Genomic DNA, 23,526 nt, shown 5'->3' on the forward strand with positions numbered 1-23,526 from the left:
AAGAAAAATGCTGTACTTGTTTAAATACAGCTTTTTTTATGATAAACCTAAACGTTTTTTACGCTTCTTCTTCTTTCTGACCCATGAGCATCAGATACGCTTTCAGAAACGCATCAATTTCACCGTTCATAACGCCGTCAACGTCCGATGTTTCAAATTGTGTTCGCACGTCCTTAACTAGTTTATACGGATGCATGACGTAATTTCGGATCTGCGAACCCCATTCAATTTTCATCTTTTTGGCTTCAATTTCATCGCGTAAAGCCTGCTTTTTCTTTAACTCAATTTCGTACAACTGCGATTTTAGCAATTGCATAGCTTTGGTTTTATTGTCGAGCTGCGAACGCGTTTCCGAATTCTCAATGATGATACCCGTAGGATGGTGGCGCAATCGCACGGCAGTTTCAACTTTGTTTACGTTTTGACCGCCCGCACCGCTCGAACGCATGGTTTCCCAGCTAAAATCGGCGGGTGAAATCTCGATTTCTATCGTATCATCTGCCAGCGGATACACATAAACTGAAACAAACGAAGTATGGCGTTTGGCATTGCTATCAAACGGCGAAATACGTACCAATCTGTGCACACCGTTTTCGCCTTTCAAATATCCAAAAGAATAATCGCCTTCAAACTCTAAAGTAACGGTTTTAATTCCAGCAACTTCGCCCGCTTGAAAGTTGAGTTCTTTTACTTTGTAACCATTTTTTTCGCCCCACATCAAGTACATACGCATCAGCATCGCAGCCCAATCGCACGATTCCGTTCCGCCTGCACCTGCAGTAATTTGTAAAACGGCACTCATAGCATCGCCTTCGTCCGACAACATATTGCGGAATTCGATTGCTTCTATGTGCGAATTTGCAGCATCAAACGCCGTGTCGAGTTCTTCTTCGGTAAGTTCGCCTTCGCGGAAAAATTCCAATGCCAATTGCAACTCCTCGGTTAAATTCTCGGCTTTCTTGTAGTCGTCTACCCACTGTTTTTTAGAACGCAGCGTTTTAACAAATGCTTCTGCTTGTTTGGGTTGATTCCAAAAATCGGGTGCCAAAGTCTTTTCTTCGTCGTTGGCTATTTCGATAAGCTTGGCATCTATGTCAAAGATACCTCCTCAGCGCACCAAGGCGCTCTACAATACCCTTAATCTGTTCGGTATTTGTCATAAATAAGTCTAATTTTGCGTGCTCAAAAGTAAGACTTCTTTGCCTACAAATGGAAATAAACTTAATTAGCGATACGGTTACTAAACCAACACAGGAAATGCTCCGTGCGATGTTTCAAGCACCTGTGGGCGACGATGTGTACAAACAAGATCCAACGGTAAACGAATTGGAGCGAAAAGTGGCCGCCTTATTTGGTAAAGAAGCTGCCTTGTTTTTTCCGTCGGGTACTATGGCCAATCAAACGGCTATTAAATTGCATACGCAACCGGGCGACCAGCTGATTTGCGATAAGTATGCGCACGTTTTTAATTACGAAGCCGGCGGAGTAGCTTTTAACAGCGGGGTTTCTTGTGCGTTAATCGACGGCGATCGCGGGAAAATTAGAGCCGATCAAGTGCAGGCCGCTATAACCGATCCGGAGTTTTACCATAGTCCGCTTACAAGTTTAGTTTGCGTTGAAAACACAACGAATAAAGGCGGCGGCGCGTGCTACGAGTTGGCCGAACTTGCTGCCATTGCCAACGTTTGCCGGCAAAATCAATTAAAGTTTCACCTCGATGGTGCCCGAATCTGGAATGCTTTGGTGGCTAAACAGCAGCAACCATTGAGTTTTGGTGCGTATTTCGATACGATTTCCGTTTGTTTTTCAAAAGGTTTGGGTGCGCCCATAGGCTCGGCTTTGGTAGGCGATGCTGCGTTAATTCACAAGGCGTTGCGTATCCGAAAAGTGCTTGGCGGCGGCATGCGTCAGGCGGGATATTTGGCAGCTGCAGCTATTTATGCACTCGACAATCACGTAGGTCGTTTGGCCGAAGATCATCGCAGAGCAAAGGAGTTGGGAGCTATTTTGTCGCAAATGTCGTGGGTGGCGCGCGTTGAGCCTGTCGAAACCAATATTGTAATTTTTTCTCTACAACCCGGTTTAAACGAAGCGGCTTTGATCCAGCGTTTAAAAGAGCGGAAAATCTACATCAGTAGTATGGGCAACAACAAATTACGCATGGTCACACATCTTGATTATAAAGAAGTTATGCACGATTATGTATTGGAAACCATTAGCCGAATTGGTGCGCGAGTAGGATAGTTTTTCGAGTTTTCTTATTTGGCCCTTCCGGCGGGTCGTACCTCCGGCGCCGTCGCGCTTTCCCTACAACCTTGCCAGCACAAGTCGGCAAAATCACGGTTTTAAACGGGCTTATCAGCCGTTTTCAACCGGTTTTTGCAACGCCTTGCACTCGGCAAGGGTTTTCGTCCAATCGCTAAGGGACCCACCTAAGACCACGATAGTTGTTAACGGATGTTCTACGAGCATATCTTTAGGACCACCCGAAATTGAGATTTTTAGTAGCAATTTCCGCTAATGGTGCTTAATTTTTTTAGAAGTCTTCATTAAACAAAACTTCAAGAAAATCAGTCTCTCAAGTGTTCTAAACCTCATATCGCAATATGAGATATAATGTATAATTTTTAAATCTGAACCAAAAATAGTCTAGAAAAGTGCACAAACTTGAGACATTAAAGACCTTTAAGTAGCCGAAAAATTAAGCTTAGAGAAAATCATTTTCTAATTTTAACAATAGAATAAAGAGCGATAATTTTCTGAAGTATTGTGTTTTAGCTCTAATTAAGTACTTTTGTAGTGTTGTTATATGAAATCACAAATACTACATATTGAAAATCCTTCTAAAGAGTTGCTAAAATTCTTTAAGAAACTTCGTGCTGAAAAAGAAGAAAGTAAAGAAAAGCTAATTGCTAAAAAGCACATTTATTTTCCTAAGACTAAACAGTAAATTAAGTTGAGTTCGGAGTTAGTTGTTCCTTTTGAAACGGAAGAAGGTTACCAGTATATAGTTACTTTTACCGAATTTAAGAGTATTGACGTAAAGTTTGGAATTCCGCTAGTAGATGTTTCCATAGCGTTACTTTCGGCAAATATTGAAACGAATTCGTTAAAGACACTTAATAAGTTTATTCGTATCGTGTTGGATTATTTGAATTTAAACAATGTTATACTGTACTATTATTGTGATACTTCACCAGTAAAAATCAGACGCAACCGTAAAGAGAAATTCAGCAATCAGGAATTTCGATTTAACTTATTTTTGAAAATGTTCAATAAGTTGAAGACCGATGACTACTTTTTACAAGCGGTTGTCATCACCGATCTCCAAAATGGGAATCATTATACTTCGTTGATATCAAAAATTAGCAATAAAGAAAATGTTGAACTTGTAACAAAGGAGTTGCAAAAATTTGATAAATGAAAAATCGTAGGTTTTTGAAATGTAGTTTTCTTGTCCGAATTACGATGTAAGAAAATTTCGAATGGTGAAGTTTAGTGTTTTAAATCGTAATTACGAATACGGACGGTTTAAAAACGAATCAAAAGAAAGTAATTTGAATGTTAAAACCATCATTTTCCTTTTCGTATCGTTCTTCCCAACCAAGCAGCATCAGGTGGTTTGCTGTTGCGGCAGGGATTGCAGTGGAAATCCTGTAGTTGCGTAGTTTACGGAGCGGCTACAGATTGGAACGGAAAGCCCGCTCGGCCGCCCAAAAAAAACAAAACGTATTAGTTGATTACGCGCTCGATCGGGTTGTTTCCGAAATAATAGGGAATTTCCCAGTACGAACGCATTGGTTTTGTGATAATTAGTTGCGCGCGTTTTCCTACGGCTATGCTGCCTAATTCGTGCTGTAATTCGAGTGCAAATGCCGCGTTTAGTGTTGCTGCGTTCAGGGCTTGCTCGGCAGTTAACTTCATTTGAATGCAGGCTAACGCCACCACAAAATTCATGTTTAAACTCGGACTTGTCCCAGGATTGAAATCGGTTGCCAAAACCAACGGAATGTTTCGCTGCATCAATTCTTTTGCTGGCGTGTACGGAATTTGAATGAAGAACGAGCAGGAGGGAAGCGCCACCGCTACCGTTTTACTGTTGGCAAGCGCGTCGTAATCCTGGGGTGCCATAACTTCGAGATGGTCGACACTCAAAGCGCCGTGTTTTACTGCCGTTGTAATGCCTCCGATTGTTGTAAACTGATTGACGTGAATCTTTGGCTTTAGCTGGTATTGCGCCGCAGCGGCCAAAATACGCTCGGTTTGCGCACTGTTGAAATAATTGGTTTCCAAAAAAACATCGATATACTCCGCAATTTCCAAGGCAGCAACTTGCGGCAGCGTTTCGTTGATGATTAAATCGACATACGCATCCGGATTGCTTTTAAATGCTGTAGGAACCGCGTGCGCCGCCAAATACGTAGCTTTAATCGGAATCGGACTCGCCGCACGCAAACGCTCGATAACGCGCAGCATTTTTAATTCGGCCTCGGTCGATAATCCGTAACCGGTTTTAATTTCAATCGCGCCCGTACCCAATTGAATAGCTTGTTGCAAACGTTCATAAGCGGCTTGATACAACGTTTCTTCATCCGTTTTTGCCAATAATGCAGCCGAATTCAAAATACCGCCGCCTTTTTCGGCAATTTCGGCATAGGTCAAGCCTTGAATTCGATCGGCAAACTCGAGTGTACGATCGCCGGCATACACCAAATGCGTATGCGAATCGATGTACGCCGGCAAAACCAAGCGATGGCTGCAATCAATTTCCGTGTAACCTTCGATTGAACCTAGGTTTTCCATGTGTCCGAAGGCTTCGATGCGTCCGTCGGAGATTTTTAAAAATGCATTTTCCAGCAACGGAAGTTCGTTAAAATCGGTTCCTACTAAGGGTTTTTCGGGAGTTTCGCGTACTTGAAGCAGTTGTGCGATGTGCGTTAAAACGGTTTTCGTTGCGATCATAATGAGTAGAAAATGCGTCGGTTTATTTGTTTGCAGTTCTTGCGAAAGTACCAAAGAAATAGAAAAGCAACAGCATAGAAAAACGCTAGAGCGGATTTTTGCCGTATTGTTTTGAAATCGGTTACAGCTCACTATCTTTATTCAAAAAAGTTTTGCAGCGCATCAAATACAATCGAGTACGAAAAGTTCAGCCTAATTTCGCGGAATATACCGGAACGCATACGAGCGAACCTATTGAAGTTCAGTTATTTGTTTACGATTCGGAAGGTTACGAAGAGTATTTAAATCCGAGTTTGGAAAAAATTAAATTCGAGTTAACCGATCCGGAAGAAAAACATGATATTAAATGGCTGAATATCCACGGATTACACGATGTTAAACTCATACAATCGATTGGCGATATACTTGAACTGAATCCGTATGTCGTGGGCGATGTGCTCAATGTAAATCGACGCGCTCGTTTAGATGAATTTGATGATGTGCTATTTTTTAGTATCAAATCGGTTCTTCTCGGAGACGACAGCAAATTGTACGTCGACCAAATTAGTTTTCTATTAAAAGACAATACATTGGTTTCGTTTCAAGAGAAGCGCAGTGCTTTTTTCTCGCATTTGCGTGAGCGAATTCGCAGTGGAGCAGGAATTATTCGCAAAAAGAAGAACGATTATTTGCTGTATGTTATGCTTGATGCCGTAATTGAAAATTTCTTTATTACGATTGAGCATTATGAAGATCGTATTGAATTGTTAATGGTAGAAGCCAAGAACAATCACAAAGCCGAATTTTTAGAACAAATTGAGCGTTTACGAGAAGAAACCAGCTTTTTAAAACGCAACATTATTCCGTTGCGCGATGCGTTATATACCTTGAAAGAAATTCGCGAAGACGATGATTTTGAGCGTATTTCGAAGTCGAATTATGTCTTTTTTGCGCGTTTATACCAGAAATGTTTGGAGATCATCGAACAATTGGAATACGATAATAAGACCTTGGAAAGTGCTGCAAATGTTTTCTTTTCATCGCAATCGCAAAAGATGAATCAGATTATGAAAACGCTTACGATTTTCTCGGTGATATTCATGCCTTTAACCTTTATCGTTGGCGTTTATGGAATGAATTTCGAGCACATGCCCGAGTTGAAATCGGTTTACGGCTATCCGGGCGTTTGGTTGGTTATGTTATTTTCGGTTGTTGCAATGGTAATTTACTTTAAGAAGAAAAAGTGGTTTTAACAATTTCACGTTGAACTCGTATAAAGCAAAAAACGGCTCCGAAGAGCCGCTTTCAAGTTTAGTTGATTTTTCCAACCATATCTTCTGCTTTTACCCAAGCATCGAAATCAGCTTCGGAAACATAACCTAAACGAACGGCTTCTTCTTTGAGAGTCGTTCCGTTTTTGTGTGCTGTTTGCGCAATTTCAGCTGCTTTATAATAACCAATTTTAGTGTTTAACGCTGTAACAAGCATTAACGAATTGTCTACCAATTCTTTGATTCGCTTGTAATTAGGCTCGATTCCTTGGGCGCAATGTTCGTCGAAAGACAGACACGCATCGGCAATTAATCTCGCAGATTGTAAGAAGTTTGCAGCCATAACGGGTTTAAATACATTAAGCTCGTAATGACCTTGCATACCGCCAACGCTAATAGCTACGTCGTTGCCCATCACTTGCGCACAAACCATTGTCATAGCTTCGCATTGGGTTGGATTGACTTTACCTGGCATAATTGAAGATCCAGGTTCGTTTTCTGGAATGAAAATCTCGCCAATTCCAGAACGTGGGCCTGAAGCAAGCATACGAATATCGTTCGCAATTTTATTTAGTGAAACGGCCAGTTGCTTGAGAGCACCGTGCGATTCTACAATAGCGTCGTGCGAGGCTAAAGCTTCAAATTTATTAGGTGCAGTCACGAACGGAAGTCCGGTGAATTTTGCAATGTATTCGGCAACTAAAACGTCGTAACCCTCTGGCGTATTGAGTCCGGTTCCTACGGCAGTTCCGCCGAGCGCCAATTCACGTAAGTGAGCTAAAGTGTTTTCCAGCGCTTTCATTCCGTAGTCGAGCTGCGCTACGTAACCGCTTAGTTCTTGTCCGAGTGTAAGCGGAGTAGCATCCATCAAGTGCGTACGTCCAATTTTCACCACGTTTTTGTATGCAACTGCTTTTTCGTGTAAGGTATCACGAAGCTTTTTCACAGCAGGAAGTGTACGACTTACGACAGATTTATATGCAGCAATGTGCATTCCTGTTGGGAAAGTATCGTTACTGGACTGCGATTTATTCACATCGTCGTTTGCTTTCACGAAAGCTTCGCCTTCACCAATTTTTCCACCCATAAGAACTTGGGCTCGGTTTGCAATAACTTCGTTTACGTTCATGTTGCTTTGGGTTCCAGAGCCGGTTTGCCAAATTACAAGTGGAAATTCGGCATCGAGTTTTCCGGCAAGAATCTCGTCGCAAACTTGTGCAATAGCATCTCTTTTTTCTGTTGAAAGTACACCTAATTCGCAATTTGCATAGGCTGCGGCTTTTTTCAAATAGGCAAAACCTTCGATGATTTCTTTTGGCATAGAGCCAGGTTCACCAATTTTGAAATTATTGCGAGAGCGTTCGGTTTGTGCGCCCCAGTATTGGTTTGCAGGAACTTTCACTTCGCCCATGGTGTCTTTTTCAATACGATATTCCATTTTTTCTAGGATTTTTTTCGATTATTAGGTTATTGACGTGCTGTTTGTTTTGGCTTTTAAAAAGCTGTTCAAAAGTAATTATTAGAAGTCTTTAAAAAAAGTGATATTTTATCTGATTACAGTCTAAAATAAATTACTTTTGTAGGGAATTCACTTAATACCGGTACTATGTTTGAATTTCAGCAGTATCTCGGGTTCTTAGTATTCTTGACGATCTTGACTATTGGATTCTGGCTTATGTTTTTTCTCGTAAGTTTTGTATTCTATTGGGTTGGAGGTGCGAGCATGAATATGATTAAGGAACGCCGCGAACAAAAAAAGCAGGCTCAGTTAGAGTCTTAAAAAAAGAGGTGATTTAGGTCACCTCTTTTTGTTTTTATTCGAATCAATCTATTCTTAGCGTTTCAAAAACTTAAAATTCGTTTGAACATCGGTTCCGGTAATTTTTGCGATGTAGGAACCTTGAGCTAAGGCTGCGGTGTTCACTTGAAGCATGCTGCCACTATTTTGTTGGTCAATTACTTTTCTACCATCCATACTGAAAATTTCAATTTTTTGGATGTCGATTGAAGCGCGCACCGTTAAAACAGCTGTTGTTGGGTTTGGATAATACTGTAAATCAATATATTGGTTTTCAGAAACTCCAAGTGTTAGGCAGGAAACTTCTGCAGTAAACCCTAAATCGGAGATAAAACCGTCAGAGAAGAATTCTAAAGTTAAAGCACCATTCGCTGCGGTGCTAGTTACCATTTCAGGAACGTCGACACCAGTGAATTGACCAACAAGTGTTGCGTCTGGACCTGGGTAAACGCCGTTATAAATAGTTAAGAAATCATAATCCTGTTCCAAAAAGAATTCGGTAAAAGTGATTTTAATTGCCGAATCAAAAGTCGTGGGAATGATTTGACGCACCCAACGTTCGTTATCTTGATATTCGCCGATAGAGCCGCCGGTGTCGGTGATAACAATGGGAGATTCGCACCAGTTTGCAGCTGTAGCAAAAAGTACCGAAGCTGCTGAACCCGTTACATTCTCTGGACAATCGGGACGCACAAAAAAGCGGTAAAAGGTATTTGGAATTAAAGAGCCGATTGCTGCTTGTTGACCCGTAAGTGGGATAAAATTCATTTGATCTACTGAAAACGGATAAATTCCGGCAGAGATTTCATAATTCGTCGCTGGAATTTCGTCGTTCCATGTAAAACTGGCTGTGGTATCAGTTATGTTATTTGCTACTAAATTCGACACCAATGTGATACACGTATTAATACAATCGGTGCTTAAACAGGTAGAATTATTGATGGCCGTTTGCATACGCGCAGCGGGTTGTGGCCCGAAACCATTAATCAAATTCACTCCGATTTCTGGTAAAATATGGCAGTAACTCATGATGGTTCCGCCAACTCCAGGCTCAGGAAGCGAACCAAATTCACAGTCGCCTTCTGCAAAAAATTCACTAAAAGTTGTCCCACATCCGTCGATAGGTGTGTCGTTTCCGTTCCAGTAACAACCGTGTGTATGTTGAGAACCAAACAAATGACCTAATTCATGCGTAACTACGTTTACAGGCCACGAATACAAGGGAAGGTCTTCAAAAAACAAATCAACGTCGCTGTATGAAAAATTCTGCTCGTTACACAAACCATTAATTGTTACTGCAACACCTCCAAGCGCACCTTCATCGATTCCTAATAGCATGCCAACATCTCCATTAAATGTAGGTCGAAAAGTGTTGAATCCAAACAAATAATCGACTGATGTTTCTCCGCTGTACGAATCGGGAGTTGTCCAAATGAAAATACTTTTTAAAGCGGTATTTACTTCGTCGTTATCAAAAATGGTTTGTACATTATTAAAAAGCGATTCCATCCATGCGGTGGTTTCTGCTTCGCTACTGTTGTTTTCTAGGTAAATAGCATGATCGATTTCGTAATAATTCGTTACACAACGGCTGGTGGTGGCAACTGCACTCGTTTCAGCTGTTAGTTCCGTTGGCTTTTCTTTTACAGCGCAATTAAACTCATTCGACTTCTTTAAGTTAACGTCTGAGTATAGTATGTGCGAAAATGCAGATGTGTTGTTCTTTAACTTACCAAGGTTTAAATTACCAAATGTTTCAGTAGCAATGATTCCATTAATTTGATTTGGGTAAATATTCAAAGAAACTAATGAACGGTTTAATCCGGATACAGTTCCTCGATAATGTGCCGCCTGCAAAAAGTTTGCGAACGATCCTTGAGGAGTTAGCACCTCGAAATCAGCAGATTTAATATCGACTCTATAGAGATTGATATCCAAAATCTGATTTTGGTATGGCAGCGATATTCGTATAAACTCGGGCTGTGCAGTAAGCAGACTTTGTACCGTTCCGAAATTTACATTTAGAACCGTTGCATCCGAAACTTGCGCGGTATTTCGCGTATCGTTAGCATGATTTGCAATAAGATTTTGCGTTTGAAAAACGGTTCCTGCGGCAAGAAGTTGGTCGACTTTCTTTTCGACTCGTCCTTTGTTCTGTGCAAAGACGCCGGCAGACATCAATAAAAAGAGTAGAATTCGTTTCATATTTGTGTTTTAATCTCGATTCAAAATATAGATACGTAAATTAGGTATTGGTTGGTTCAACAGCTTGTTGAAATTCAAAAAGTTCCAAATCAAAATATGGAACCGCAGCAAAGATATGGTCAAAAATATCAGCCATAATGTACTCATAATTTTCAAAACGCTTGTCGGCAGAAAAACAGTAAATCTCCAAAGGAATTCCGTTAGGAGTAGGTTGTAACTGTCGGCACAACAAAATCATATCTTTTTGAATCCCCGGATAATGGCTTAAATACTGTGTGATATATTTACGAAAAACACCAAAATTTGTGAGATTGCGTCCGTTGATCAAAACAGATTTATCGATATTTCGTTGTGCATTAAATCTATTAATATCTGCTGATCGTGTATCTAAATATTCCTTAATCAATTGAATCGACTTCAAGCGTTCGATATCTGAATCTTCTAAAAATCGTATGCTGTGTGATTTTATTAGAATATGACGCTTAATTCTGCGACCGGGCGAATCGAGCATGCCACGCCAGTTTTGAAAAGAATCTGAAATCAGCGAGTAGGTGGGAATTGTAGTTGTTGTATTATCGAAATTACGCACTTTAACCGTTGCGAGGTTAATCTCAATAACATCGCCATCGGCACCAAATTTGGTCATCGTTATCCAATCGCCGATACGAACCATATCATTAACTGACACTTGAATGCTAGCGACGAAGCCTAAGATTGTATCTTTGAAAATCAATAAAATAATCGCAGAAATAGCTCCGAAAGTTGTTAATAAAGTTGCCGGTTTTGTGTTGAAAATGAGCATGATTATCATGATTACGCCGTACGTTGTTAGGGTGATCATGATAACTTGTAAGTAGCTGTCTATTGGTTTGTCGCTAAATCTGCGAAGCGACTTTAAATAATCGCGTAAAGCGCTTAGTATTGTTCGGATGATGTACAGCACTAAGATGATGATGTATACCCGAACGACGGTGGCAAAAATTCCTTCCCAATAGTCGAAACGAACTAAAATAACAGGTACTGAATGCTTTATGAACCAGAGTGGCAGCAACTGTGCAGCATACTTTGCCGTTTTATTAGACACGAGTAAATCATCGAATTTTGTTTTCGTTTTACGTGCCGTTACGATCATCAAATAAACCAAACAATACTTGGCAACGCGATACAAAACAACAGCTAAAACAATCATGATAGCCGTGTTTATCAGCACCGAAGTATAGGCGTTTAGTGTGTACGAAAATTCTAATTCCTTCAAAAATCGAGGAACCAGCTTGTACAAGTATTTGAGATAATTTTGAATCAAAATAATTTCTTTTCAGCGTAAAAAGTTCCAAACGGAACCACAGATGCTAGCAATATTAACGCAGTTCGCTTCAAATCCCAATTTCGTTCGTCTTTAAGCATTATTGCGAAAATAACGTAAGCGATAAAAAGCAAGCCATGAGCCATTCCCACATATTTTACAGCCAGCGGATCACCCCAAATGTACTTTAATGGCATCGCAATAAAAAGCAAAATTAATAACGAAACACCTTCCAGTAAAGCTGTGAATTTAAATAATTTAAACACGATTTATTCAACAATTAAATTAGACTTATTTTTAGAGAGAAGCAGGTAGCCTAAACTTCCACCAAGTAAAGAAGCAGCAAAAATGCCGACTTTAGCTTCTGTGATCAGTTGCGCATCCGTGAAGGCCAATTCGGTCACGAAAAGCGACATCGTAAAACCAATGGCGGCTAAAAAAGAAACGCCAAAAAGCTGATATAACGAGACCCCAACAGGCAGTTGAACCCATTTCAAACGGAGTAGGAGGTAAGAGGTTAAAAACACACCGATGACCTTTCCTAGAACTAAGCCCAATGCCACGCCTATCGCCACGTTTGAAAGCAATTGTTCAACTATATTTCCCGAAAAAGTAACACCTGCATTCGCAAAAGCGAAGACGGGTAAAATGACAAAAGCAACAATTGGATGCAGTTGATGTTCTAATTTTTGCGAAGGTGTTAATGCCGCATCAATATTTCGATTCATGCGTTCCAATAAATGTAGTTGCTCCGCGGTAAGCGTTGGAAATTCATTGCCTTCTGCCGACTCAAAATCACTCAGGTTGTCTTTCATTTTTGAAGTAAACTCGGTTTCTTCAATTTTAGTTCGCGACGGAATGGTAAAGGCAATTAAAACCGCGGCAATCGTAGCGTGAACACCCGACAACAAAAAGGATAGCCAAACTCCTGAAACTCCTATAATCCCGTAAAAAGCGGTATTTCGAACGCCTAAACGGTTCGCTAAAAGCAAGACTAACAGAAAAAGTGCACCAACGCCCAAATTAGTCAATTCAATTTCAGAAGTGTAGAAAAACGCGATTACGAGTACAGCTCCAAGATCGTCGGCAATGGCTAATGCGGCAAGAAACACCTTTAACGAATCTGGGATACGATCGCCCAAGAAGTAGATAATTCCCAAAGCAAAAGCAATGTCGGTTGCCATAGGAATTCCCCAGCCCGAAACAGCTTGCGGATTGTCATGATTGAAAACTAAGAAAATAGCCGCTGGAACCAACATGCCGCCGATAGCTGCAAAAATCGGGAGTGCCGCTTTTTTTATTTCGGATAGCTCGCCGGCAACGATTTCTCTCTTAAGTTCCAATCCAACGACAAAGAAAAAAATGGCCATCAAACCGTCATTTATCCAATGATGTAAGTCTTTTTCCAAATACAATTGTCCGTCGAACGAAAAGCCAAACTTTTGCTTCCAGAAGTGATGGTACCAATCGGCATAACTGCTATTGGCTATAAAAACGGCGGCTAGCGTAGCTACAAGTAAAAACAAACTTCCCGCTGTCGATTTACTCACAAAATTGGCGACAGGTTTAAGGAATTTGCGTTGTACTTTTTGCTTTAATTTTTCCAATGGCGAAATTTTCCTCAAAAATATAGAATAGGCATCAGCAATCCTTCAATTTTCACGATATATTTGGAATTTAGAAACGTTGCTATGAGTAAAAGAGCTTTGAAAAAGTACATTTCCGAAATGCCGAGAGAACCGTTGGAGGACTTGGTAACTTTATTGTACGACAAGTTCAAACCGGTAAAAGTGTATTTCGATTTTGTATTTGCTCCTCAAACACAAAAAATGATCGTTGCCGCGAAAGTTAAAATCGAAGCCGAGTATTTTCCAAAGACTTTAAAGCGCGCGAAGCTCCGCCGAACGGTGGCTAACAACTTCATCAAACACTTTATATCGCTGGAAATGGCGCCGGAAAAAATCATTGAACTGATGTTTTTCAATATTCAGCTACAGCTCAAATACAGCAGAAAACGCTACATCCGCCACGAAAACTTCTACAAAGGAACCTACACCAATTTTGTGCAATTGATTAAGTTCTCTATACAACACGGATTTTATGCCGACAATCAACGGGAAATTGCACAAATCATCCAAGATGTTGAAATACAAAATTGGCCGAATGCTGCAAATTTCGCCGACATTCACGCAGAATTACTTTCAAAAAGTGAATTTCAAAAATTATTAGATAAGTAACGGCTTTTAGAGCTTTAGAACTAAAGTCGGCAATTCTTGATTAAGGCCAGTATTTACGAGGGCTAATCGGCTATTCCTCAAGGACATTTTATAAATTGTTTAAGATGTTTTAGATTATTATCATAAAGTTAATCTACAGCCCAAAAAAAGGAAGTAAATTTGCAAAATTTCAATTTTCGCAGTTTGATAGAACAACCCATAATAGAAGTAGAGGCAGAGGAGCGTAGAACGTTGTACGGCTATCAGCGTGAGGATATTGATCGCATTTTTGAGCGTATGGAGCAAACAAAGCCCAACTATCATTTGCTGTATCAACTTCCTACAGGCGGCGGAAAAACTGTGATTTTTTCTGAAATAGTACGCAGGTATATCGAGAAAGGCGACAAAAAAGTTGTGGTCCTTACGCACCGAATCGAATTGTGCAAACAAACCTCAAAAATGTTGCGCGATTTCGGCGTAAGCAATAAGGTCATTAACAGTAAAATAAAGGAACTTCCGGATCAAAAAGACTACAAGTGTTTTGTTGCGATGGTCGAAACCTTGAAAAATCGTATCAACGACGCTGTTCTTCAATTAGATAACATTGGTCTCGTTATTATCGATGAAGCGCATTACAACTCGTTTCGCAAATTGTTAAGTTCTTTTCCACAGTCGTTTATTCTCGGTGTTACAGCAACTCCATTGAGCTCGAACATTAAGTTACCGATGAATCAGAACTACGACGAACTAATCGTAGGCGATACCATTGCGAATTTGATTGATAAAGGCTATCTGGCCAAAGCAATAACATACTCATACGATGTGGGTTTAACGAGTTTGAAGGTTGGAATTAACGGCGATTATACCGTAAAATCGAGCGATGATCTCTACACGAATCTAGCCATGCAAGAAAAATTGTTGCATGCTTATATGGAAAAATCTTTAGGGAAGAAAACGCTCATTTTTAACAACGGTATTAGTACGTCGTTGTATGTATTAGAGACGTTTAAGAATGCGAAATTACCGATTAAACACTTGGATAATACCACAAATACAGCAGATCGGAAAGCTATTTTAAAGTGGTTTAAGAATACACCGGATGCTATTTTAACTTCTGTTGGAATTTTAACGACAGGTTTCGACGAGCCAACGGTTGAAACGGTAATTTTAAATCGCGCGACAAAATCGTTAACGCTTTATTTTCAAATGATTGGCCGCGGATCGCGACGATTGCCGGGGAAAGATTCGTTCACGGTTATCGATTTGGGAAATAATGCTGCACGATTCGGACTCTGGAGCGCGCCTGTAAACTGGCAACACATTTTTAAATCGCCCGAATACTATTTGGAAAATTTACGTGAAGACGCTGAAATTGAGTCGAATTTTGTTTACGAAATGCCGCCAGAAGTAGCGAAACATTTTTCAAAGTCTAAAATTGAACCTTTTGATGTCGAAAAAGAATTTGCCGAAACTGTACGCTTTAATCGGAAAGCAAAAACAGTTCTCGACTTGTCGATGGCGCAACACGCTAAGATGTGCGTTGAAAATGCCGACACAGCTTATGAAGCCAAAAAGCTCTCGAAATTACTGCACGAAGAAATTGGTTATCGGGTAAAGAAATATACGATGTGCTTGAGCAATGTGAGTAAGAATTACCGGGAATGGCTCACAGAAAATTATAAAGAAAAACTTGAATTAGAAATAAGTAAATTATTTAGGTTGAAGATATTAGAATCTATCGACGATTGATTTTATTACAGATAAAATTGAACTATAATTTATATTATGTAAAATAGAAAAATTGTAAAGAAAGCTTTCTATCACCAATATTCAGATCTTTTTCGCTTATATTTACGAGTGTTATGAAAAATACTTTAGCCGAAAGATTGGCCACGTTTCTTGCCGCCTATCAACCCTTCAGCGAAATTCCGTTCGAAGAATTGGTTCCCGTGGCCGCGACCTTGCAAATTCGTACACTAGAGAAAAATCAGATTTTATTTAAAGTCGACGATCCGCTGCATCCGTTCTTTTACATCGTTGCCAGCGGCGCCATAAATCTTTCTGTTGTTGCCGACGCTGAAGAAACCCTATTAAATCGCTGCGAAACCGGAGAAATTCTGGGATTACGACCGTTTTTCGCGAAGAATAACTATATGATGACGGCTAAAGCCCGTGAAGAAAGCATAGTTTACGGTATTCCGATCGACACCTTTCGTCCGCTGTTACTTACCAATAGTAAGGTATTAGATTTTCTACTTCAGAGTTTTGCCTCTACTGCTCCGCGAAATTCGCTCAGCACTATGGGTAAAAGCGGACTTGTTAACGATACGGTTCGTGGTCCGGAAGGTTCTACGGAATTACAGTATTTACAATCACTTTCGTACGACAAAAAACCGCTGTTCGTTCAAGCTTCGGATACCGTACAAGCGGTTGCACAGCAAATGACTGACAATCTGAAACAAAGCGCTGTTATTTTACATAATAATATGCTTTTAGGTGTAGTTACTGAACACGATTTAAGTTCAAAAATTGCTACGGGACGCTTGCCGCTAACGGCTGCTTGTCAGTTAATTGCCTCAAAAAATTACGTTTTTGTCCCTGAAAATACGTCGCTAGCCGAAGCACAGTTGTCGATCATTCGCCATAATGCACCACTCCTATTAGTTTCTGCCGATGGTACGGAAACGACAGCAATTACAGGAGTTATTCATCTTTCGGATCTCATTTCCGCGCAAGCGAATAACCCGGGATTATTAATTAAAGAGATCAAAAAAGCACTGAGCGTTTCTGAATTGAAAGATTTACGTGAAAAAATGACCGATTTCATTCAATTAGCAATTGAGAAAAAGGTTCCGCTTTCCCACGTTTGCGCTATTACAGGCGAAGTAAATATGGCTTTAATCAAACGTTGTATCGACCTCGCTATTTTAGATTACGGCTCCCCTCCTTGCCGCTTCGCGTTTTTATCCACGGGTAGTCAAGGACGTAAAGAACAGTTGTTGAAAACCGATCAAGATCATTTTTTGGTTTATGAAGATGTGGCAATAGATCGAGTTACTGCCGTGCGTGAGTACTTTTTACGTTTGTCAAAACGAACCACGCAGTTTCTTTCAGATATCGGCTACAGCGAATGTCCGAATAAGCACATGGCCAACAATCTCAATTGGTGCAAATCGTTTTCCGATTGGATACAGCAATACAGCGACTGGACTTCGAAGCCTGGTTTGAAAAATCAGGAGAATCCAGGAATTTTCTTTGATTTTGAACTTGCTGCTGGTGAAGCAAAAATTGAAGAAAGCTTGTGGGAACATGTCATGTCGGTTGTTCCGAAAAACAAAAAATTCTTGGCTTATTTGGCTAACGAAGCGATCAAACGTCCGCCAGCACTAGGATTTTTCTCTAAATTTAATTTAGAAGAAGACGGCGAATACAAAGATTTATTTGACATTAAAAACAGAGCGATTCTCACTTACGTGGAAATTGCACGAGTTATTTCTTTAAGTCGCGAAATCAAAGGAAGTACCAATACGTACAGTCGTTTTAAGCAATTGGCGATGCTTGAGCCGAAGCATGCCGACGTTTATCAAGTGGCTTCGGAAGCATTTTTGATGTTGTTGAAAATTAGAACCAACGAAGGTTACAAATCGGGTTCCGACGCCGCGTACATAGCCACCGATGAGCTTTCTAAATCGGATCGCGAACGGCTGAAAAGTGCCATTCTTCCTTTAAAAGAACTGGAAGAAATCGTAAAAAGTAAGTTTCAACTGACCTTTTTCTCGTAATTATGCTCGACTGGATTAAAATAGCAAACAAAAATTATCCCGACTTCTGGAAAGTCTACCTTTCGCGTATCGAACAAAAACCGGAACGTGCAGTTGCTTTACGACTACAAACTACGGGAAACGATCCGCATAAAGATGTCATTTTAGCGATTAGTGCAGTAGGAATGCAACAGAATCACATAAATGCCGGCGATGTTTTTGAAGTCGTTCTTTTACAATACGTTTTTAACCACGACAACGGATTGTCGAACGAATTTATCATTGAAAGTAAAGTCGAGAAAATGCTGGAACCGCAAGCCATCGAACAATTCATTAATTATCTCGGAAATGCGGTTATTGTTGGGCATCAGGTGAATTTTGACATCGAAATCATTAACACGGTTCTTGAAAAACTAAATTGCGGACGTTTGCGTAATGAAGCGCTCGACGTAGATATTATGTACAAAAAGTACAAGGACATTTCATCAGACAAGACCTTTGCCATCGAGGAAATCGAAAAACAATTAAAACTTCCTGAATCGGATAAAGAATCGACTACCGACAAAGCTTTTGCCTTGGCGTTGATTTACCAGAAACTCAAGCATAAATTAAAGCTGTAGCGTCCAGGTTTGCGATATCTGCTTTGAAAAGTGCATACGTCGTAAATGCACCATGCGAACTTTTTGATATTGGAATTCGGCGATGATTGTTTTTTGTTTGAAGAAACGGCATTCCATTCGTATCTTTTCTAAAATCAAACAGATAAAGTACTTCTTGTAAATCGTCGAGTACGTGTATTTCTTTCAGACGTTCCTCTGAACTACTGCAAATCGAATGAATTTTTGAACCGTCTATTGCTGTTTGTGCGAAAAATTGCTTACCGCGAAAACTAATCGATTCAGACAACATTCCAGAGGAATCAAATTGGTTTTCAATTTGATGCGGACAAATACTATGGATGTAATTATCGCGCTGAAAAGCTTTATAACAAGCCTCTTTTCTGGTCCATATCAACCAAAATGTTTGCCACGAATTTTCGGCTTGTCGAATGTAGCGCTGCTCGGCCAACGTACAAATTTTATCCAAGCGCCGTTGCTGAAGTACAATACTTTCGCTTAACGCGAATTGCAAATCAATGATATCATTTCCAATCATTTACGAGAAATTGCGTCCTCAATTACCGCGATCGTATTGGCTACATTCGTCATTTTCTCCATGGCCGAATTATCGATTGTAATGCCAAAAGCATCTTCCACATCCAAAACCACATCTACCAAAGTGGCTGAATCAATTTTTAAATCTTTTATGAAATCGGTTTCCATCGAAACGTGCTCCATTGCAGCACTTTTCTGAGAATACGGTCGAACAATTTCGATGAGTTTTGCTAAAATTTCAGTTTGCGTCATTTTAATATTTTTTGAGAATCAAACAAGCATTTACATCTCCAAAACCAAAACTTGCCTTGGCAATAACATCTAATTTGTGCAGTTTTTTGGTAGGATGAATGCATTCCACTGCAATTCGATTGCTAATTTCGGGATGAATATCTTCTGAATTTACATTTGGATGTAAAAACTGCTCTTTCAATTGCAACACTGCAGCTACTGTTTCTATGGCACCACTTGCGGCCAATGTATGTCCGATGAGTCCTTTTGTGGCTTGGATTTGAGGAAAATCTGCTCCAGACCTTTGTAAAGCCTGCGACCAGTTTTCAATTTCGGTACTGTCTTTTATGGTGGCTGTTAGATGTCCGTTTATCAAGTCAATTTCAGATGCCGAAACACCGGCGTTAATAAGCGCTTGCTGAATGCATCGAATCACAGCAACCGAATTTGGCGCGGTCATGCTTCCGCCGTTTCGTTGACCGCCACTGTTTACGTGTCCGCCTAAAATCTCTCCATAAATCGGTGCGTTTCTTTCCAAAGCCACGTCTAAGGCTTCTAAAACCAAGGCGCCGGCTCCCGCTGCTGGAACAAAACCGGAAGCTATACCCGAAAGCGGTCGCGAACCTTTTTCCGGCTCATCGTTGTGTTTAAACGTACAAACACGCATCGCATCAAAGCCTCCCCAAATATACGGGCCGCTATCACTGCTGCTTCCTGCCAAAATACGATCGGCTTTTCCAGTGGCAATCCGTTCCGCGGCAGCGAGAATACTTTCAGTTCCCGTAGCACAAGCACTTGAATTCGAGGTGTTACAATTTCCCAAGCCAAGCTTCCCTCCTACGTATGCACTTACGGCGCTACTCATGGTTTGAATTACCGCCGAACTTCCCAATCTTCGCGTTTGAAGTGCATCGATTTGAAGAATGCTTTCGCGGAATTTACCGACACCCAAACTTCCGTTTCCGAAGATAATTCCGCTTTCCCAAAGTGGATGCGCTGTTTCTACTGGCAAACCCGCGTCTTTCCAAGCTTCTAACGATGCCAAAACACCGTAAACAAAGCCCGTAGATTGCAGATTTCTGCGTTCAATTTCAGAAAAAACAGATTCCAGTAAGGCTGTTTCGATTTTTGGCGTACCTGAAATGCGACATGAAAATTGAAGAGCATCCAGCTCCGGATCGAACGAAATTCCGGAGACACCCGTTCGTAAGGCATCGCTAAAATTCTGTATTCCAACAGCATTTGGAGCAACAACGCCTAATCCGGTTATGACTACTCTCCTATTCATTTGGATTAAAATCGGTTAACATACCGGAAATACTTCCTCTCGCTAAAACATCGCCACTTTCATTGAACAAAGAAACATCGCACTTTAATTTTTCAAATCTAAAATATACTTTCTTTGATTTTACTGTGAGTTTATCTCCTGGGAAACTGGGTTTTAAGAAGTTAATTTCAGTTGAAGTAAGTACACATATCTTGTTATTATACAATGCATTATGATTTATATAAATTCCTAAACAAACTACTCCTATCTGTGCCATAATTTCGGTATGTATAACACCGGGCGTCATCGGAAAATCTTTAAAATGTCCTTGATAGAAATACGCATCTTCGGGCAACCGGTAATTTCCGGTGATCTCATTTTCGGATACCGACGTTATTTCATCAACAAACAAAAATGGTTGTCGGTACGGCAGCTGAGCCAGAATATAGGTGTTTGCATTCATCATTTTAAAATTCGATTAGTAGGCGTTGCGCGGTAAAACCCGGACCAAAACTCAGCATCAAACCAAGTTCGCCCGACTTTGGTTTCGATTTTAAAACTTCTTCCAAAACAAATAAAACCGTTGCGCTCGACATGTTTCCATAGCGCGATAAAACCGACTTTGTTGCGTTTAGATTCTTTCCCAAATCACCAAACAGCGCTTCGACCGTTTGAATGATTTTCTTCCCACCTGGATGAAAAATAAGGTGATCAATCTGATCGATAGTGCGTTTGTTCTTTTCTAAAAATGGGTGTATGATGTTCGGAAAATGCTCGGCAATCGTATCTGGGACTTCCACATCTAAAACCATTTTCAGACCTCCTTCAACCAAATCAAATCCCATCATGTGTTCTTTATCAAAGAAATGATACATTTCGTGGCTCAGTATTTTAGGATGTGTAACTTCTTCACTTTCAGAGAGTAAAACACATGCAGCACCATCGCCAAAAATGGCCGCGCTAACCATATTTGCCATGCTAAAATCGTCGAGTTGAAACGTTGCCGAAGGACTTTCGAATGCCACAATTGCTGCCTTTTTACCTGGGTTTGCTTTGAGAAAATGAGTTGCATAAATCAATGCACTCACGCCCGCAACACAACCCATTTCGGTTACGGGAAGCCGCACAACATCTTGCTTTAGTCCAACTTTATTAATCAAATACGCATCTAAAGATGGAATCATAATTCCAGTGCAGCTTACAGTAATGATATAATCGAGTTCCTCGGGATTCCAATTTGCCTGTTGTAAAGCTTGTTCAAGTACGCGTCTTCCGAGTGTTATTGCAGCTTCCTTGTAAATACGGTTCTTTTGTGCGAAAGTATCGGCAGTAAATACTGACACCGGATCCATAATGGCATAGCGTTGATCGACCAGAGCGCTTTCGAATATTTTTACCACTTTACGAATAAAGCGGTCATCTTGGCCGTGCAGCCACTCTTCCAAAAAAGGAATGATTTCGGCGGTTTTCCTCGTAAATTCGGGAACTGCGGTAGCAACGGCATTTATTTGTACACTCATGTTTTATAGATGATCCATTGGTAGCGGTACGCCCATTTCCAACAAATGCTGAATTTAGTGAAATTTAGTTGCTTGGCGTAACGCAAAAAATCAGCTTTTTTGAAACCCCGCAAAATCGAAACCAGACCGTCGGATTTAGACATTCGATTTAACCGGAAAACAACTGCCAAAGCTGTGAACAAATAATAAGCTTGTTTAGATCGATGTAAATCATTGATTACCAATCCGACATTTGCTTTCTCGTAATATTTTCGAAGCACCTCAAGCAACAATTCGTCTTCAAAATGATGCAAGGTTAATGTGCAAATTACAATATCAATGGGTTCATCGGGAACTACCTGTAGAAAATCGGAACAGCTATAGCGAATCGAACTATCAGATAGTTTAATTGCATGATTTATAGAGGCTTGATTCCCGTCGATTCCCGTTAGACGAACATTTAAGTTACGTTTCTCAGCCCAGATTTTTATGGTTCTGAGCATGTCACCGTTTCCGCAACCTAAATCAACAATATGTATTTCCTTTTGATTTTTGTTTCGAAGAAGTTGCTCAATTCCGTTAATTGTAACCCGATTCCCTCCTAAAATTCGATTGATCCAAGCAATTTTATCGAGAGCGTCTGTCAACTCCGAACCTTCTAAATTCATGTCGTCCATGATTTCCGGTTCTGTAGAGCGCGTTCGAGTACTTATCATGTGGATTCTTGTTTGCCGTGTGTTTGTTTGATAACGAATTTCAACAACTGCGGGTACCTTACGAAGATAGGGAACAATTTGTCGGCAATGACTTGATTTTGCAAAACTTTAGAGATTTGTCGGCCCATCCACAATCGTCCTGAAAACGCCTTGTTCCAAGCTTCTTGATAGATTTTCTCGACACGTATTCGATTTATTTTTGTGGGTTCGGGATATTTTGTCAATATTTCCGAAATCAAACGCGCACTATTTATGGCCATTGCCATTCCGTTTCCACAAAGTGGATGTATCAAACCGGCAGAATCGCCAATCATTAAGATATGTTTTTCAGATTTGGTTTTCTTTTCAAAAGAAATTCCGCTGATGGCAATTGGTTTTTCAAAAGTGGAAGTGCTTTTTTCGAAGATTTCTCGAAGCGGCGCATTTTTAAAAAGGACGTTCTTAATTAATTCGGATATGGTTTTGTTTTGCTCGAGCAACTCTTGTTTGGCCAGAAAGCAAATATTCATTTCGTTGTTTTCGATTTTAGAAACGCCGCAGTAACCGCCGGTAAAGTGGTATAATCCAACGATGTGTTCGGGGAAATCGCCTTTGTAGTGTGCTTTGACCGCAATCCAATCTGCATTTTTATAGGTGTGCTTTCGCTGAAATTGAACATCGACAACACTTTTCTTTCCCAAAGCGTTTAAAACGTAATCGGCTGTTAGTGTTTGATCTCCGCGAATTCTGACAGTGAATACATTTTCATGGAAGCTGATGTTGTCTACTTTTTCAAAAATAAAGTCAACGCCAATAGCTTTTGCGCGTTGGTACAGCAGTGAATCGAGGGCAAATCGACTGATTCCCAGACCTCCAAGTGGCAATGTACACTCCAATTGCTTACCGTTTTCCAACACAAATCGCAGTGTGTCAAGATTTTTCGGTTGTAAAGACAAAACATCCACACCTATTTGCAGCAAGTAGGAAACTACTTCATTAGACAAATATTCGCCACACATTTTGTGATGCGGATACTTATTTTTTTCGATAACCGTAACATCAAAACCATTCATACGCAGGTGAATCGCGGCAGTTAAACCGGCTAATCCGCCTCCCGCGATCACAATTTTTGGTTTCATTTCGTCTGAGGGTCTTCCCTACTGCATTACGTGGGATTATGTTACA

The 23,526-nt window shown here is 40.4% G+C and carries 21 protein-coding genes; 7 read left to right on the forward strand and 14 right to left on the reverse strand.

Annotated features, from left to right (window positions below; translation table 11 throughout):
- Positions 1-58: 58 nt before the first annotated feature.
- Positions 59-1,160 (reverse strand): peptide chain release factor 2 gene (gene prfB, locus Q0064_RS13255; RefSeq protein WP_298148693.1). Its coding sequence is split into 2 segments (ribosomal slippage): positions 59-1,096 and positions 1,098-1,160, totalling 1,101 coding nucleotides; the frame shifts between segments, so codons are not numbered across the junction.
- 49 nt (positions 1,161-1,209) lie between these two features.
- Between prfB and Q0064_RS13260 the strand changes: the two genes are divergently transcribed.
- A complete protein-coding gene (locus Q0064_RS13260) occupies positions 1,210-2,244 on the forward strand; it encodes a GntG family PLP-dependent aldolase (protein ID WP_298148694.1) in 1,035 nt (344 codons plus the stop codon).
- A 712-nt stretch (positions 2,245-2,956) separates the two neighbouring features.
- The gene (locus Q0064_RS13265) at positions 2,957-3,424 is read left to right on the forward strand and encodes a hypothetical protein (protein ID WP_298148695.1); all 468 of its coding nucleotides are present in this window, start codon (positions 2,957-2,959) and stop codon (positions 3,422-3,424) included.
- 308 nt (positions 3,425-3,732) lie between these two features.
- On the opposite strand, the gene hutI is transcribed toward Q0064_RS13265, so the two are convergent.
- Entirely contained in the window at positions 3,733-4,962 is a 1,230-nt protein-coding gene (gene hutI / locus Q0064_RS13270; RefSeq protein ID WP_298148696.1) for an imidazolonepropionase, read from the reverse strand.
- A gap of 152 nt (positions 4,963-5,114) precedes the next feature.
- Here hutI and corA point away from each other — a divergent pair, with 152 nt between their 5' ends.
- On the forward strand, positions 5,115-6,194 hold the full coding sequence (corA, locus tag Q0064_RS13275; protein WP_298148697.1) for a magnesium/cobalt transporter CorA: 1,080 nt from the start codon (positions 5,115-5,117) through the stop codon (positions 6,192-6,194).
- A gap of 58 nt (positions 6,195-6,252) precedes the next feature.
- Here corA and fumC read toward each other — a convergent pair whose 3' ends face one another.
- From fumC to nhaA, 5 genes are all read right to left on the reverse strand, one after another.
- On the reverse strand, positions 6,253-7,650 hold the full coding sequence (gene fumC, locus Q0064_RS13280; protein ID WP_298148698.1) for a class II fumarate hydratase: 1,398 nt from the start codon (positions 7,648-7,650) through the stop codon (positions 6,253-6,255).
- 396 nt (positions 7,651-8,046) lie between these two features.
- Positions 8,047-10,215 carry a M12 family metallo-peptidase gene (locus tag Q0064_RS13285; RefSeq protein WP_298148699.1) on the reverse strand — a complete coding sequence of 723 codons (2,169 nt, stop codon included), beginning with the start codon at positions 10,213-10,215 and terminating at the stop codon, positions 8,047-8,049.
- A gap of 40 nt (positions 10,216-10,255) precedes the next feature.
- Positions 10,256-11,404, reverse strand: coding sequence for a mechanosensitive ion channel domain-containing protein (locus Q0064_RS13290; protein ID WP_298148731.1), 1,149 nt, complete (start codon positions 11,402-11,404; stop codon positions 10,256-10,258).
- 110 nt (positions 11,405-11,514) lie between these two features.
- Positions 11,515-11,784 carry a DUF3817 domain-containing protein gene (locus Q0064_RS13295; RefSeq protein WP_094486554.1) on the reverse strand — a complete coding sequence of 90 codons (270 nt, stop codon included), beginning with the start codon at positions 11,782-11,784 and terminating at the stop codon, positions 11,515-11,517.
- Between the two features lie 3 nt (positions 11,785-11,787).
- Positions 11,788-13,125, reverse strand: coding sequence for a Na+/H+ antiporter NhaA (gene nhaA, locus Q0064_RS13300; protein ID WP_298148700.1), 1,338 nt, complete (start codon positions 13,123-13,125; stop codon positions 11,788-11,790).
- A gap of 84 nt (positions 13,126-13,209) precedes the next feature.
- Here nhaA and Q0064_RS13305 point away from each other — a divergent pair, with 84 nt between their 5' ends.
- The 4 genes from Q0064_RS13305 to Q0064_RS13320 all read left to right on the forward strand — a co-directional run bounded on the left by Q0064_RS13305 (position 13,210) and on the right by Q0064_RS13320 (position 18,115).
- Positions 13,210-13,755 carry a DUF6155 family protein gene (locus Q0064_RS13305; protein ID WP_298148701.1) on the forward strand — a complete coding sequence of 182 codons (546 nt, stop codon included), beginning with the start codon at positions 13,210-13,212 and terminating at the stop codon, positions 13,753-13,755.
- 186 nt (positions 13,756-13,941) lie between these two features.
- Entirely contained in the window at positions 13,942-15,483 is a 1,542-nt protein-coding gene (locus Q0064_RS13310; RefSeq protein WP_298148732.1) for a DEAD/DEAH box helicase, read from the forward strand.
- A gap of 113 nt (positions 15,484-15,596) precedes the next feature.
- Positions 15,597-17,516 carry a DUF294 nucleotidyltransferase-like domain-containing protein gene (locus Q0064_RS13315; RefSeq protein WP_298148702.1) on the forward strand — a complete coding sequence of 640 codons (1,920 nt, stop codon included), beginning with the start codon at positions 15,597-15,599 and terminating at the stop codon, positions 17,514-17,516.
- Positions 17,517-17,518: 2 nt separating this feature from the next.
- On the forward strand, positions 17,519-18,115 hold the full coding sequence (locus Q0064_RS13320) for a DNA polymerase III subunit epsilon (protein ID WP_094486558.1): 597 nt from the start codon (positions 17,519-17,521) through the stop codon (positions 18,113-18,115).
- On the opposite strand, the gene Q0064_RS13325 is transcribed toward Q0064_RS13320, so the two are convergent.
- The 7 genes from Q0064_RS13325 to Q0064_RS13355 are packed head-to-tail and all read right to left on the reverse strand — an operon-like array spanning position 18,093 to position 23,480.
- Entirely contained in the window at positions 18,093-18,650 is a 558-nt protein-coding gene (locus Q0064_RS13325) for a 4'-phosphopantetheinyl transferase superfamily protein (protein ID WP_298148703.1), read from the reverse strand. The genes Q0064_RS13320 and Q0064_RS13325 overlap by 23 nt on opposite strands.
- Complete coding sequence (locus Q0064_RS13330) at positions 18,647-18,901, reverse strand: phosphopantetheine-binding protein (protein ID WP_298148704.1); 255 nt, start codon at positions 18,899-18,901, stop codon at positions 18,647-18,649. Before Q0064_RS13330 ends, Q0064_RS13325 begins: the two co-directional genes overlap by 4 nt.
- A gap of 1 nt (position 18,902) precedes the next feature.
- A complete protein-coding gene (locus tag Q0064_RS13335; RefSeq protein WP_298148705.1) occupies positions 18,903-20,168 on the reverse strand; it encodes a beta-ketoacyl-[acyl-carrier-protein] synthase family protein in 1,266 nt (421 codons plus the stop codon).
- Positions 20,161-20,610, reverse strand: a complete 450-nt coding sequence (locus Q0064_RS13340) for a 3-hydroxyacyl-ACP dehydratase FabZ family protein (RefSeq protein WP_298148706.1) — start codon at positions 20,608-20,610, stop codon at positions 20,161-20,163. Before Q0064_RS13340 ends, Q0064_RS13335 begins: the two co-directional genes overlap by 8 nt.
- A gap of 4 nt (positions 20,611-20,614) precedes the next feature.
- Complete coding sequence (locus Q0064_RS13345) at positions 20,615-21,667, reverse strand: 3-oxoacyl-[acyl-carrier-protein] synthase III C-terminal domain-containing protein (RefSeq protein WP_298148707.1); 1,053 nt, start codon at positions 21,665-21,667, stop codon at positions 20,615-20,617.
- Positions 21,664-22,362: a methyltransferase domain-containing protein gene (locus tag Q0064_RS13350; RefSeq protein ID WP_298148708.1), complete on the reverse strand. Its 699-nt coding sequence runs from the start codon at positions 22,360-22,362 to the stop codon at positions 21,664-21,666. Before Q0064_RS13350 ends, Q0064_RS13345 begins: the two co-directional genes overlap by 4 nt.
- Complete coding sequence (locus tag Q0064_RS13355) at positions 22,359-23,480, reverse strand: NAD(P)/FAD-dependent oxidoreductase (RefSeq protein WP_298148709.1); 1,122 nt, start codon at positions 23,478-23,480, stop codon at positions 22,359-22,361. Before Q0064_RS13355 ends, Q0064_RS13350 begins: the two co-directional genes overlap by 4 nt.
- Positions 23,481-23,526: the final 46 nt, after the last annotated feature.

Source organism: Flavobacterium sp., from assembly GCF_027490375.1.
Lineage (GTDB): Bacteria > Bacteroidota > Bacteroidia > Flavobacteriales > Flavobacteriaceae > Flavobacterium.